Here is a 14,889-nt window from a genome sequence, read left to right on the forward strand (position 1 = left end):
AGTTTATTTAATTATGGTTATTGTTCCTTTTTTTATGGTTGCACCATTCTTTATAATCCTGTAATAATACACAGGATTTCTGCCAGAGTAATTGATAGTACTCTCAGGCCAATTGTTCTGATAATTCGCGCCGGAAAACACTAGTTCTCCGCTCGATGTATATATATTTATTTGTATTTCAGGATTGTTCAGATAGGTAACCGGAATTGCCCAGGTATCATTTATTCCATCTCCATTCGGACTAATAACATTTGGAATAATGGTACTTTCTTGTAACACTGCTTCAATAACTTTAACAAACTCGCATCCTCCGATGGAAGCAACCAGTGTATACACTCCTTCTGTGCTGATTAATAAACTTGCAGTTGTGCCTACTACTTGCTGGGCATTATCATACCATACATAGGTATCGGCACCACTGGCTATAACTTCTTGTGCTTGACCCTTTTGAAGGTATATCACCCCTTCTTTATTCAATGTTATCTGGTCGTCGGTATATGGTTCAATCGTAACAGTATTGGAAGCTACTTCACAATCATTATTTTTTACTTTAAGCTGATACGTCCCTGACTTTAAGGTTTTAAGTGTTGCGCTGGTTTCATCTAAAAGTATGTTGTCTCTATACCAAGAATAGGTATATGAAGTTGCTGTAATTGAGGATGAAATTGTTACCTGATCTACATCCTCGCAAATCTTCATGAGGTCAGCCGTAATTGCAGGAGTACCAATACCAATTTTAATGGCTATAGCATTCGAGGTTGAATTAAACGATTCCAAAGTACCTTTAAGCGTATAGTTACCATTCGCTGCGGTGTTGTTCACAGTAATTTGTCGGGTTGTTGCTCCCGAAACAGCAGTACCATTCAGGTACCATTGGAAGCTGAATTGCTCGACGATGGATTCATCTACAGCAATCACAGTACCGTCATTGGTTAGTGCTTTAAGTTCACTTAAACTTAAGGCAGCTTGAGAGGAAGTACATGCAGTATAATCCCCTACAGCAATTTTAATTTCAAAATCTGAAGGATACGAAACGGTTATTGGTGTTGATTTTTTAGCGATCCCACATCCGGCACTTTCTTTTACTTCAACATAATAAGAGCCAGGACCATTGATTGACAGGGTTGCTGTGGTTGCATCTGCGATCGCTACATCGTCCTTATACCATTGATACACCGGATTTGAAGCGGTGGTGGTAGCTTGAATCGTTTTTGATTGGGAAGGCATTAAAACAATGTCTGTTGCCAGATTGGTTGTTACCTCAAAATCATTGATGGATAATACTACAGAAGATGACAGTGCAGGACAACCTGAACCGGGATCTACTTCCACAAAATACTCTCCAGCAGCATCACCGTTACGGTCTGTAACGGTGTATGAATTAGAAGCTGTTGAAGACAGTAATGTTTCACCTCTATACCAATGATAGGTAAAGTTTTCATCAGGTGTAATATCGGTTGACGCTGTTAGTGTGTATGAGCCGTTTGGGCAAAGCTCCACATTCGCATCTCCCGAAATAGTAACACTTAACTGATCGTTTTGGGTAACGCTTACCAGGTTCGACGAGGTTTCACTCGAGCAGTAAAAACCATAGTCCACTTCTACAAAATATAGGCCGGGTTCTGTAACTTCGAGGTAAGCGTTTTTTTCGCCTGGTATCAGATTAAAATCTTTATACCAGTTATAATAGGCCTCGCCTGGGTAATTATTAACTTCAAGTAAAATAGGGTCACTACATAGTGTGGCATCCTGAAAGTTATTCAATACCAGGCTTTCATTGACTGTTCTGTAATATGCAGGAAAGCTTCCTGATGCCGAACTGGTTTTTGCAGGACTTGTGCTTCTAACCCTGATTCGATATTTTTCACCATAAGTCGCTTCCGGAAATGCAAACTTGAAAGAAAAAGTTAGCACTGTATTTTTATCGGTAACCGTACTAAGAGTAGTAGCATTATCAAAACTGCCATTTGCATCAGATAATTCAAGAATAAATTTGTTATCCTCATTAACTAATGGGATTTGCCATGCAAAATCTACTGTAAAAGAATTAAAACCTTCTGAAGGGCAGGGATTTGAAAAACCTAAAACCGGCTGACTTAATGTTTGGGCACTAGCGATCTGCGCGCTAAAGAAAAGCACCAAAAGCATAATAGCATGAATAGCGTTGGGGTAAAACTTTCTATCCATAATTCGGTTAGGTTCAATTAGTTAATCAAGGAACTTGTAGTACTTAACAAAGTGTTTGGGGTGACTTATATTAGGCGTAACAGTCCTTTTAACAAAACTAAAATAAGACTTTTTATTTAATTATTAATAAAATGCTTACAATTTTCGATAAAAAAATCCGTTTCCAAAGGTTTGAAACAAATTAGCTTTTTAAAAAATAGCCATTGATTACCTCGTGGATTTCACTAATTTTGCAATCTTAAATAAGCTGTAAAATGTCAGAAGAGAGATCATTAAACTTTATTGAACATATTATTGAAGACGATTTAAAAGCGGGGTTTCAAAAGAATAAACTCCGTTTTCGTTTTCCACCGGAGCCAAACGGTTATTTGCATATTGGACATGCGAGTTCTATTTGTCTTAATTTTGGATTAGGCGAGCGATATGATGCTCCTGTTAATTTGCGTTTTGACGACACGAATCCTGCCAAGGAAGAACAAGCTTATGTTGATGCTATCAAACGCGATGTAGAATGGCTGGGATTTGAGTGGGAAAAAGAATGTTATGCGTCTGATTACTTTCAACAATTATACGACTGGGCGATTAACTTGATAAAAAAGGGAAAGGCCTATGTTGACAGTCAGGATTCCGAAACAATTGCTGAACAAAAGGGTACCCCTACAAAACCTGGTACTCCAAGCCCATACAGGGATAGATCAATAGAGGAGAACCTCGAACTTTTTGAGGGCATGAAAAATGGTGACTTTAAAGAGGGTGCGCATGTATTAAGAGCCAAAATTGATATGAGCTCAACCAACATGTTAATGCGCGATCCGGTAATGTATCGTATCCTGAACAAGTCACATCACAGAACTGGTAATGACTGGCATATTTATCCTATGTACGACTGGGCGCATGGCGAAAGTGATTACATAGAACAGGTTTCACATTCCCTATGTACGCTCGAGTTTTTACCGCATAGAGAACTGTATGACTGGTTTTTAGACCAGGTTTATGAGGAACAAAATGTAAGATCGAAACAGCGAGAATTTGCGAGAAGAAATTTAAGTCACACGGTTGTAAGTAAACGTAAGCTATTGCGATTGGTTGAGGAGGGTGTTGTTACAGGTTGGGATGATCCTCGAATGCCTACCATATCAGGATTAAGAAGGCGTGGATATACTGCTGAATCTATAAGAAAATTCGCAGATACTATTGGTATTGCTAAAAGAGAAAATCTTATTGATGTTTCGTTGCTTGAATTTTGTATTCGTGAAGATTTAAATAAAAAGGCCAACCGTGTTATGGCTGTGCTAGATCCGGTAAAAGTAGTTATTACTAATTATCCGGAAGGTCAGGAAGAGTGGCTCGAAGCAGAGAATAATCCTGAAGAGGAAGAGATGACCTATAGAAAGGTTCCGTTTTCTCGTGAAATCTATATTGAAAGGGAAGATTTCAGGGAAGAAGCCAACCGTAAATTTTTCCGCTTAAAACTTGGTAAGGAAGTTCGATTAAAGAACGCTTACATCATTAAAGCTGAAAGTGTTGTAAAAGATGATGAGGGGAACATAACTGAAATTCATTGTACCTATGATGAAGAAAGTAGAAGTGGAAGTGGTACTGAAGCCAGCATGAGAAAAGTGAAAGGAACCCTGCATTGGGTTTCGGTAGCGCATGCGGAAGAAGTAGAGGTTCGTGTTTATGACCGATTATTCAATGATGCGGAGCCTGACGGACATGAGAATAAAGATTTTATGGAATTTATCAATCCTGAATCCCTCACTGTGGTAAAAGGATACGCTGAACCAAGTTTAAAGGAAAGTAAACCAGGCGAACAATATCAATTTCAACGTTTGGGATATTTTTGTGTAGATACAGAATCTTCAAAAGATGGAATCATCTTTAACAAAACTGTTGGTTTAAGAGATACCTGGGCAAAACTTCAGGATAAAAAATAAAGCACTAAAACAGGAATTCACCTGTTGCGGTTCGACATATTTAAATAAAAAAACCCGAGACCAATATCTCGGGTTTTTTTATGGCTACTCATGTTTTAATAGTCTAAATCTATTATTGAAGAAAACTATATGTAATACTGAAATAATTAATCAAATCTATTAAAAGTGGCTTTGTTAACTGTCTTTTAACCCACAAAACGGTCGATCTATGTCGTTATACCAGGCCCTTATTATAAAGAGCTCTTAAAAGTGCTTAAAATGGGTTTTTGCTACTTAGAATCGTCATCTTTTTTGTCTTGTTGCTTTTTCATGGCTTCACCAATCTGATTACTTGCAACGAAGCTGGCCACCATATCATTTAGCATATTACTTCCTGCCTGAGGCGAATTCGGTAATAATATTAAATTACTATTTGTTTCCTCACCAACCGCCTGAAGTGTATCGTAATGCTGGGTAACAACAATTAGGGCAGAGGCTTCTTGCGAATTAATTCCGACCCGGTTCAATACTTCTACCGATTCTTCCAGTCCTCTTGCAATTTCACGTCGTTGATCAGCGATCCCTTGACCTTGCAATCTTTTACTCTCTGCTTCGGCTTTGGCTTTTTCTACAATTAAAATTCGTTGTGCATCTCCTTCAAACTGGGCTGCTATCTTTTCTCGTTCTGAGGCATTAATTCGATTCATTGCAGCTTTAACCTGAGCATCCGGATCAATATCAGTGACCAGGGTTTTAATGATATCATACCCGTAATCCAGCATTGCTTCCTGCAATTCACGTTTCACTGCAATAGCAATATCATCCTTTTTAACGAATACATCATCTAATTTCATTTTAGGTACTTCAGCACGAACCACATCAAAAACATAGGAGGTTATCTGATCGTGTGGATATTCCAGTTTATAAAACGCTTCATAAACTTTATCTCTAATAACCACATATTGCACTGACACTTTAAGCTTTACAAAAACATCATCTTTGGTTTTTGTTTCAACAATAACATCTAATTGCTGAATCTTTAAGCTCAGACGTCCTGATTTACGATCGACAATAGGAATCTTCATTTGCAGTCCGGAATTTCGGATACTTTGAAAACGACCAAAACGTTCAATAACAACAGCCGTTTGCTGTTTTACAATAAAAAACGAGCTAAATAGAATGACCAATCCCACAAAAATAATGGGATACATTAAAAAATCCATCATGGAAAAATAGGTTTAAGAATTTGTAAGAGTGAATTTACAAAAAAGAATAATCTTACTTAGATAAAATCGAAAATAAAGGCATAAAAAAAGCCGCTCATAGCGGCTTTATAATCATTCGAAATCTATTAAAGTGTTTCTATAGCGTATTTTATACGGCTTAGTGTTTCTTGTTTTCCTAACAATGCAGCTATATCAAATACATGCGGGCCTTTCATTTCGCCAACCAGCGATAATCTAAACGGCGGCATTACTTGTCCGAAGCCTAATTCCTTTTCCGCAATCCACGCCTTAACTATCGTCTCGACGTTTGAAGAAGAAAAATCTTCAATATTTTCAACAACTCCAATCAACTCAGTTAGAATTTCAGGAGTTTGTTCCTTCCATTGCTTTTTGGCGGCTTTGGCCTCAAAATTTTCAGGAGCCTTGAAAAAGTATCCACCTAAACTCCAGAAATCAGCAACGAATGCAGCCCGTTCTTTAATCAAACGAACAACTTCAGTAACATAGGTAATGGATAGAGAAGTATCTGATTTCTCTATTGAATTCGCAATGACCGGATCAGCTGCGATATAATTTATGAAAAGCTCTGCCAGCTCGGCATTATCTTTTTGTTGCAAGTACTGCTGGTTATACCATTTTATCTTTTCGGGATCAAAGCGGGCACCAGATTTATTGACTCTTTTAAGATCAAAAGCTTCGATAAGTTCAGTAAGGTTAAATAATTCCTGCTCGGTTCCTGGGTTCCAGCCCAAAAACGCCAGAAAGTTCATCAAGGCATCAGGGAAGTAACCATCTTCTTTGTATCCACGTGAAACATCATTGGTTTTTGGATCTGTCCACATCATTGGGAAAACCGGAAAACCTAATTTATCACCATCTCGCTTACTTAATTTTCCTTTTCCTACTGGCTTTAAGATTAAAGGCAAGTGAGCAAATTCCGGTGAATCCCATCCAAAAGCACGGTATAATAAAACATGCAATGCCAGGGACGGCAACCATTCTTCACCACGAATAACATGGCTTATTTCCATTAAATGGTCATCAACAATATTGGCTAAATGATAGGTTGGCATGCCATCACTCTTAAATAATACCTTGTCATCCAGTAAATTGGTGTCTATTTTAATGTCGCCACGAATTATATCCTTTAGATGAAGTGTTTCATCCTGAGGCGACTTAAATCGAACCACATAATCTTCACCCGCATCTATTTTAGCCTTTACTTCTTCTGCAGTTAAAGCAAGTGAGTTCTTGAGCTTTAAACGATTGTGCCAGTTGTAAATAAACGTTTTGCCATTAGCTTCATGGTCTTTACGGTGCGCATCAAGTTCCTCAGAGGTATCAAATGCATAATAGGCCCAACCACTTTCAATTAACTGATCGGCATATTCCTTATAAAGTGCTTTACGCTCACTCTGTCTGTACGGACCAAAGCTTCCTTCATTACCCGGACCTTCATCAAATGGAATACCGCACCAATTTAAAGCATCTATTATATATTGTTCTGCGCCTTCTACATAACGATTCTGATCCGTATCTTCAATACGAAGTACAAAATCACCATCATGTTTTTTTGCAAATAAATAATTAAAAAGGGCTGTACGAACACCACCTATGTGTAATGGCCCGGTAGGGCTGGGAGCAAATCGAACACGTACTTTCTTCGTCATTTTTTTAAATTTTATGCAAAAGTATGAATTATTACACAGGAATAAGGCAATCAGTTTTAACAATCTATTCGCTTTAATCTTTCTTTATAATTCCGAATTAATTGTAAATTTATTAGTTATAACCATTGTAAATGAACGATTACAAGCACATACAACAGAAACTAGGACAGTTTATAAAGCGATATCACACCAATGAGTTGATAAAAGGTGCCATCCTTTTTGCAACGATATTCTTATTATACGGTATAATTACTTTACTGTTGGAATATTTCTTATGGCTTAATGAACTGGGGCGCAGTATTTTATTTTGGCTGTTTGTCAGTATCTCCTTTTTGTTGCTTATACGATTTATAGGAATCCCTCTTTTTAAGCTATTTAAATTTAAAAAGGGTCTCGATGAAAAAGAGGCCTCCAGTATTATTGGCGCTTATTTTCCTGAAGTAGGCGATAAGCTTACCAATCTCCTGCAATTGGCTAAAAATGAACAAAAGTCTGATTTACTTCTTGCAAGCATCGAACAAAAATCGTTGGAAATCAATCCTATACCTTTTCATCTGGCCGTTAATTTCAAAGCTAATCTCAAATACATTAAATATGTTTTTATTCCAATCGGAATCATCTTGTTGTTCTGGGCAAGTGGAAAAATAACATGGTTTTCAGATAGTTACAACCGCGTAATTCATTATCAAACTGCCTATGTGCCTCCAGCACCTTTTCAGTTTGTAATTCTAAATGACGAACTCACCGCTATAGAGAATGAAGCCTTTAATCTTCGGATTCAAACCGTTGGGGAGGTGGTTCCTGAAGACGCATCGATAGTCATTAATGATGAATCCTACTACCTTCAAAAAAAAGCAGATCTTACTTTTCAATACACTTTCAATCAACCCAAAGAAGACCTGACTTTTAAAATTCAGTCTTCTGATGTCGTATCAACACCCTACAGACTGAAAGTAATAAAAGCTCCAAAAATTTTAAATTTTAAATTAAACATCGATTATCCGGCTTATACTAACAAAACTGATGAAACTCTGGAAAGTACCGGAAATATTACGGTTCCTGAAGGCAGCCGAATTTCCTGGGAAATTAATGCAGCGAATACAAAAAGCATTCAGTTCATAACAAAAGATACAGTGGTCTCCTTCGCTGCAAAAGAGAAGTTGTTCACTTATAATAAAACGGTATTTTCAAATTTCGATTACAAACTAAGCACCAACAACGAGTCCCTAAAAAACTATGAAGAACTGGGTTTTTCTGTAAAATCTGAAGCAGATCAGTATCCCAAAATAAACCTAAAAGAGGTGGTTGATTCAACCAATACGGAGACAATTTATTATCTGGGTCAGGTTTCGGATGATTATGGATTAAAAAAACTGGAAATTGTCTACTATCCAACCAATCAGGAAGAAGCTAAAAAGGCATTGATATTACCAGTAAAAAAAGCCAATTTCGATCAATTCTACTATACATTTCCGAGCGGCCTCGCCCTGGACGATGGTGTTTCTTATAGCTATTATTTTAGTATTACCGACAATGATCCATTCAGGGGAGGAAAGAAAACGAAGAGTAAAATTTTCAGTTATAATCGCCTATTGCAAAGCGAAAGAGAACAACAACAATTAGATCAACAACGCAATAGTATCAATAATCTTGACAAAACTATTAAATCGACTGAGGCACAAAAGGAAGAGTTAAACAAAATGCTTCGGTTGAATAAAGAAAAGAACAACCTGAACTACTCCGATAAAAAGAAATTAGAAAATTTTATCCAGCGTCAAAAACAACAAGACCAACTCATGAAAAAGTTTTCCAAAAACCTGGAGGAGAACTTGAACGATTTTGAAAAAGAAGCGGATAAAAATGAAATGAATGAATTGTTACAAGAGCGCTTAGAACGTCAACAAAAGGAACTAGAAAAAAACGAAAAGTTAATGGAAGAGATAGAAAAGCTTTCCGAAAAAATAAACAAGGAAGAGCTTACCAAAAAATTAGAGGAGCTTTCTAAGAACAATACCAATAACAAAAGAAATCTGGAACAACTTTTAGAATTGACAAAACGATATTATGTTTCCTCTAAAACGGAAAAAATAAGTAAGGATCTTAATGAATTGGCTAAAAAACAAGAGGAACTTTCTAAAGAAAAAATTGATTCTTTATCTAAGAATAAACAGCAAGATATAGAAGAAAAATATGATAATATCAAAAAACAATTAGATGAACTTGAAAAAGAGAACGGTGCTTTAAAAAAGCCATTTGAATTGGAGCGAGACAAAAACCTGGAGCAGCAAACTTCGGATGACTTAAAAAATGCCGGAGACGAAATACAAAAACAAAACAACGAAAACGCAAAGAAATCTCAGCAAAATGCTTCCCAGAAAATGAAAAAAATGGCAAAACAATTATCGATGTCTATGCAGGGAAGTAGTACAGAATCTCTTAATGAAGATGTTGAAATGCTCAGACAGATTCTCGATAATCTACTTCAGTTTTCTTTAGATCAAGAAAGTTTAATGGATCGATTTTACAATATTGAAGATGACAATCCTAATATTGCTAATTACCTAAAAAGACAAAATGACCTACGGGCGCTCTTTAAACATGTAGATGATAGTTTGTTTTCTCTTTCACTAAGACAACCAAAAATGTCTGAGGTAATTAATAAAAACATTACTGATGTTTATTATAACATCGACAAAAGTCTTGAAGCCTTTGCGGAAACCAATTATTATATTGGTGTATCCAATCAACAATATGCTATTACAGCCACCAATGAACTATCTGATTTTTTAAGTGATATCCTAGACAATTTACAGCAATCTATGTCTCAAGGTGGAGGCCAGGGATCTGGTCAGGAAATGCAACTTCCCGACATCATCCAATCTCAGGAACAATTAAATCAACAAATGCAAGAGGGTATGCAACAACAAAAAGAAGGAGAGCAAGGCAAAGAAGGAGAGCAGGAAAAAGGAGGGTCCGAACAACAAAACGGAAACACGCTTGATGAGCAAATGAGTGAAGAGCTTTATAATTTATTCCAGCAACAACAGGAATTACGACAAGCTTTAGAAAAGCAATTAAACAATAAAAAAGGTGAAGGAAAGTCTGGTAACGAGGAGCAATTACTAAGACAAATGGAACGTATTGAAAATGATCTTTTGGAAAAGGGTTTTAATAATGAAACCTTGCAACGTATGATTCGATTAAAGCATCAACTTTTAAAACTAGACGACGCTACATTTCAGCAAGGCGAAAATAAAGAGCGAAAAAGTGAAACAAACACTAAAAATTACACCAATAACCTTCAAAATCAAACACCTGATATACAACAATATTTCAATCAAGTTGAAATTTTAAATAGACAAAGCTTACCTTTGCGGCAAATTTACAAACGTAAGGTTCAACAGTATTTTAAGACAGATGATTAATTTTCATTACGAAACAGAATTTCAACTAGAAGCAACAGCAGCATATAATGACTGGATCAAACGCTGTGTTGATTCTGAAAACCTTTTAATCGGAGAATTGAATTATATTTTTTGCGACGATGATTATCTCCATAAAATAAACGTTGAATATCTAAACCATGATACTTTAACTGATATCATCAGTTTTGATTACACGGAAGGACAAACCATAGGAGGAGATGTATTTATATCGATCGAAAGAGTCAAAGACAATGCGGCAGATTTAAATATAGATTTCGAAGAAGAATTAAAAAGAGTTATGATTCATGGGGTTTTACATTATTGCGGTTACAAGGATAAAACATCAGAAGAAAAAGCATTAATGAGACAAAAAGAGAATGAAAAAATCTCAATGTTCCACGTGAAACACTCTTAATAAAAAACAAGAAAAAAACAGACTTATGTTTTATAATGAATATGATGTAATTGTTGTTGGAGCAGGCCATGCAGGTTCTGAAGCTGCTGCTGCAGCTGCCAATATGGGATCTAAAACTTTATTGATCACCATGAACCTACAGAACATTGCACAAATGTCTTGCAACCCGGCAATGGGAGGAATAGCTAAAGGACAAATTGTTCGTGAAATAGATGCACTTGGGGGTTATAGCGGTATTGTTACCGATAAAACTGCTATTCAGTTTAAAATGCTTAACAAATCTAAAGGGCCCGCAATGTGGTCTCCAAGAGCACAAAGTGACCGTATGCGATTTGCTGAAGAGTGGAGAAACATGTTAGAACAAACACAAAATCTCGATTTCTATCAGGAAATGGTTTCTGGTCTCATCATAGAAAACAACAAAATAAAAGGGGTGAAAACAAGCCTCGGTTTACACATCTACGCCAAAACTGTTGTACTCACCAATGGAACATTTTTAAATGGATTAATACATATCGGTGATAAACAATTCGGCGGAGGTAGAGCAGGAGAAAAAGCAGCTACGGGAATCACTGCAGATTTAGTTGAAATTGGGTTTGAGGCCGGCAGAATGAAAACAGGTACCCCGCCAAGAGTAGATGGAAGATCTTTAGATTATTCTAAAATGACTCCTCAACCAGGTGATGAACACCCAGAAAAATTCTCGTATTCAAACATTACAAAACCTCTAACGCATCAACGCGATTGTCACATGACCTACACTAGCGAACATGTGCATGATTTACTTAAAGAAGGATTTGAAAGATCACCAATGTTTAATGGAAGAATTAAAAGTATTGGTCCTAGATATTGCCCATCAATAGAAGATAAAATCAATCGATTTGCCGACAAAAACCGTCATCAACTATTTGTAGAACCTGAAGGATGGAATACTGTTGAAGTGTATGTAAACGGATTTTCAACTTCATTACCCGAAGATGTTCAGTTCAAAGCATTACGTGCAGTAGAAGGATTTGAAAATGTAAAATTCTTTAGACCCGGTTATGCTATAGAATATGATTATTTCCCGCCTACACAATTAAAGCACACTTTGGAAACAAAACTTGTTGATGGACTTTATTTCGCCGGACAAATTAATGGTACCACAGGATATGAAGAAGCGGCAAGTCAAGGATTAATGGCAGGACTAAATGCAAGCTTAAAAGTTCAGGAAAAAGAGGCATTCATACTAAAACGCAATGAGGCATACATTGGTGTATTAATTGATGATCTAATAACAAAAGGAACTGAAGAACCTTACAGAATGTTTACTTCCAGAGCTGAATACCGTACACTTTTAAGACAGGATAATGCAGATATTAGACTAACGCATAAAGCCTATGAAATTGGATTAGCAAAAGAAGATCGCATGCGTAGGGTAGAAGAGAAATTGAACAAAACCGAAACACTGGTTAAATTCTTTAAAGAAACAAGCGTTAAACCAAAAGACGCAAATCCTATATTAGAAGATATCCATTCGTCAACCATGAAACAACCTGATAAAATGTATAAGTTGTTTTCGCGACCAAAAATCACCTTGGACCACATGCGTCAATTACCAGGAGTGAATGATTTTATTATCGATCAAAATCTAGATAACGAAGTACTGGAACAAGCGGAAATAAAAGTTAAATACGCGGGATATATTCAAAAAGAAAAAAACAATGCGGACAAACTAAACCGGTTAGAAGACATTCGCATTCCAAATAATTTTGATTACGATAAACTTAAATCTTTATCGTATGAAGCAAGAGAAAAATTGAAAAACATAAAACCTACAACGCTATCACAAGCATCTAGAATAAGCGGAGTTTCACCAAGTGATATTAGTGTAATGTTGGTTTATATGGGAAGATAAACACGACATGTTCCACGTGGAACATTTTGTAAAAGCAGGTCATTGACCTGCTTTTTTTATACCATAAAAAAATAAATAGTACCTTCGAAGGTTTAAAAAAAATATCACCTATGACTAAAACAAAATATTTATCATGTAAGGATTATACCGTTACCGGTGAAAATTTTGATTTGGTATATGATGAGGATTACGACATGTTGATTACGCATCCTCAACCAGACCCAGAAAAATTACCTGCGTATTATCAGAGCGATGAATATATTTCACATACCGATGCTTCCAAAACGATCTTGGATAAGCTTTACCAACGCGTTAAAAAAATAAACCTCAATAAAAAAGTTCAACACATTAAAACCACCAATCCAAAGAAAGGGTTGCTACTTGATATAGGAGCGGGCACTGGTGACTTTTTACTCTATGCTCAAAAACAAGGCTGGGAGGTGCAAGGTATTGAACCCAATAAAAAGGCACGCATACTTGCAAAAGAAAAAGGCATAAGCATAGCCGAAGAACTCACCATTGAAAAAACAAAATACGATGTCATTACCATGTGGCATGTATTGGAACATGTTCCAAGCTTGAAAGAACAAATACAACAACTATCAGCACTATTATCAGATGACGGAACCATCTTTATAGCAGTACCAAACTACAAATCATATGACGCAAAATACTATGAAGAACATTGGGCCGCATATGATGTTCCCAGACACCTTTGGCACTTTTCAAAAAAATCCATTTCAAAGCTTTTTATGGAGCGAAATATGCGTGTAGTAAAAATCCTACCTATGGTTTTTGATTCCTTTTATGTTAGTCTGCTATCAGAAAAGTACAAAGGATCTAAAATGAGATTTATTAAAGCATTTACACGTGGAACTATTTCAAATCTTAAAGCAAAACAGACAGGTGAATACTCATCACTCATTTATGTGATAAAAAAAGCCCATTAAGCAATATTAGCCCTTTAGAGCTGTTTTCATTACAGAACCCATACAAAGACCTTTATAAAATTTAATAATGTTATACACGCAAAATAAAAGGCCTGGTTATTATAAGTAAATCTTATAGTTTGTTTAATATTGATAACAAATACAAATAGATAAATTTTTTATTGATATGACCACAACTTTTCTATTTTTGCTGTTCAACTGAAAGAAAAAAAGAAGACCGAAAAATTAGAATCAAATGAAAAAAATTATTTTAGGAATTATTGCAGCGACGAGTTTCGTTTCTTGTCAACAAGATAAAATTGCTTTTGTAGACAACACAAAAGTAATAAATGACTATCAAGAGAAAATTGATATCGAAACCAAGTTTAAAGGTAAGATCGAAATTTTCGATAAAAAAGCAGACAGTTTAGGAAGAGCATTCCAGGGAGAAGCACAAGCTTTTGAGGCTGAAGCTAAAAAACTATCTCAGCAAGCTGCACAGGAAAAATACAATGCTCTTTTACAGAAAAGACAAGCAATGGGGCAGCAGTTGCAAATGGAAGAACAACAACTATCTCAAGAGAGCCAAAAAGAAATAGATAGCTTAATAAAGAAAGTTAGAACGTTTGTAAAGGACTATGGAAAGAAAAACGGTTATACCTTTATCTTAGGTGCTAACGAAGCTGGTAGCGTACTTTATGGCGCAGAATCTAAGGATATTACTGAAGAGGTATTAAACGCTTTAAATGATAGTTACACTAAATAATCAGGTGTAAACATAAAAAAGCGGCTTTAAAGCCGCTTTTTTTATTTTGATAACATATATACTGTAAAAATCGCTACCATAAAGTAAATCGCTATGGTCCGCGCTCCGTCATAGTCTTTGGCTACCCGCTGCCCAAATAACAAGGCCAACAATGCAATACAAGAAATCACAGCGCCCCATAAGGCATAATCCGGATCATTATTGCTAATAAGTTCAACAATACCCCAAATACATAATACTGCTGCAATTAATTCTATTACCAGAATAGCAAAAACAGATAAAGGAACGAGGTTTTTAAACATCGTATTTGCAAAATGTTCTTTCAACCAACTCACGTTTCCTTTCCAATCTGCAATTTTATCATAACCACTTTGTCCGAAAGTGATAATTAAAAATAATAACAATAAAATCTCGGTAATATTAGTAGTTAGGTTATGCATAAATAATTGTGTTAAAGG

At 36.0% G+C, this 14,889-nt stretch carries 10 protein-coding genes; 6 read left to right on the forward strand and 4 right to left on the reverse strand.

The features are described from left to right. Positions 1–3: 3 nt before the first annotated feature. The gene (locus BM361_RS02150) at positions 4–2,187 is read right to left on the reverse strand and encodes a T9SS type B sorting domain-containing protein (protein ID WP_074976581.1); all 2,184 of its coding nucleotides are present in this window, start codon (positions 2,185–2,187) and stop codon (positions 4–6) included. Positions 2,188–2,441: 254 nt separating this feature from the next. Between BM361_RS02150 and BM361_RS02155 the strand changes: the two genes are divergently transcribed. Continuing rightward, positions 2,442–4,124 carry a glutamine--tRNA ligase/YqeY domain fusion protein gene (locus tag BM361_RS02155; RefSeq protein WP_074976583.1) on the forward strand — a complete coding sequence of 561 codons (1,683 nt, stop codon included), beginning with the start codon at positions 2,442–2,444 and terminating at the stop codon, positions 4,122–4,124. Positions 4,125–4,393: 269 nt separating this feature from the next. On the opposite strand, the gene BM361_RS02160 is transcribed toward BM361_RS02155, so the two are convergent. Continuing rightward, positions 4,394–5,326 (reverse strand): SPFH domain-containing protein, encoded by a 933-nt coding sequence (locus tag BM361_RS02160; RefSeq protein ID WP_394331300.1) that lies wholly within the window; start codon positions 5,324–5,326, stop codon positions 4,394–4,396. Between the two features lie 128 nt (positions 5,327–5,454). Then, the gene (gene gltX, locus BM361_RS02165) at positions 5,455–6,999 is read right to left on the reverse strand and encodes a glutamate--tRNA ligase (RefSeq protein ID WP_074976584.1); all 1,545 of its coding nucleotides are present in this window, start codon (positions 6,997–6,999) and stop codon (positions 5,455–5,457) included. A 131-nt stretch (positions 7,000–7,130) separates the two neighbouring features. Between gltX and BM361_RS02170 the strand changes: the two genes are divergently transcribed. The 5 genes from BM361_RS02170 (at position 7,131) to BM361_RS02190 (ending at position 14,431) form a co-directional block, all read left to right on the forward strand. After that, complete coding sequence (locus BM361_RS02170) at positions 7,131–10,424, forward strand: DUF4175 family protein (protein WP_074976586.1); 3,294 nt, start codon at positions 7,131–7,133, stop codon at positions 10,422–10,424. After that, positions 10,417–10,839 (forward strand): rRNA maturation RNase YbeY, encoded by a 423-nt coding sequence (gene ybeY, locus BM361_RS02175; protein WP_038268235.1) that lies wholly within the window; start codon positions 10,417–10,419, stop codon positions 10,837–10,839. Before BM361_RS02170 ends, ybeY begins: the two co-directional genes overlap by 8 nt. A 25-nt stretch (positions 10,840–10,864) precedes the next feature. After that, complete coding sequence (mnmG, locus tag BM361_RS02180; protein ID WP_074976588.1) at positions 10,865–12,736, forward strand: tRNA uridine-5-carboxymethylaminomethyl(34) synthesis enzyme MnmG; 1,872 nt, start codon at positions 10,865–10,867, stop codon at positions 12,734–12,736. A gap of 110 nt (positions 12,737–12,846) precedes the next feature. Continuing rightward, positions 12,847–13,686, forward strand: coding sequence for a class I SAM-dependent methyltransferase (locus BM361_RS02185; RefSeq protein ID WP_074976590.1), 840 nt, complete (start codon positions 12,847–12,849; stop codon positions 13,684–13,686). 235 nt (positions 13,687–13,921) lie between these two features. Next, on the forward strand, positions 13,922–14,431 hold the full coding sequence (locus tag BM361_RS02190) for an OmpH/Skp family outer membrane protein (protein ID WP_074976591.1): 510 nt from the start codon (positions 13,922–13,924) through the stop codon (positions 14,429–14,431). A 41-nt stretch (positions 14,432–14,472) separates the two neighbouring features. Here the strand turns inward: BM361_RS02190 and BM361_RS02195 are convergent, their stop codons facing one another. Continuing rightward, a complete protein-coding gene (locus BM361_RS02195; RefSeq protein ID WP_074976593.1) occupies positions 14,473–14,871 on the reverse strand; it encodes a DoxX family protein in 399 nt (132 codons plus the stop codon). Positions 14,872–14,889 lie beyond the last annotated feature (18 nt).

The organism is Zhouia amylolytica, from assembly GCF_900116365.1.
GTDB lineage: Bacteria > Bacteroidota > Bacteroidia > Flavobacteriales > Flavobacteriaceae > Zhouia > Zhouia amylolytica.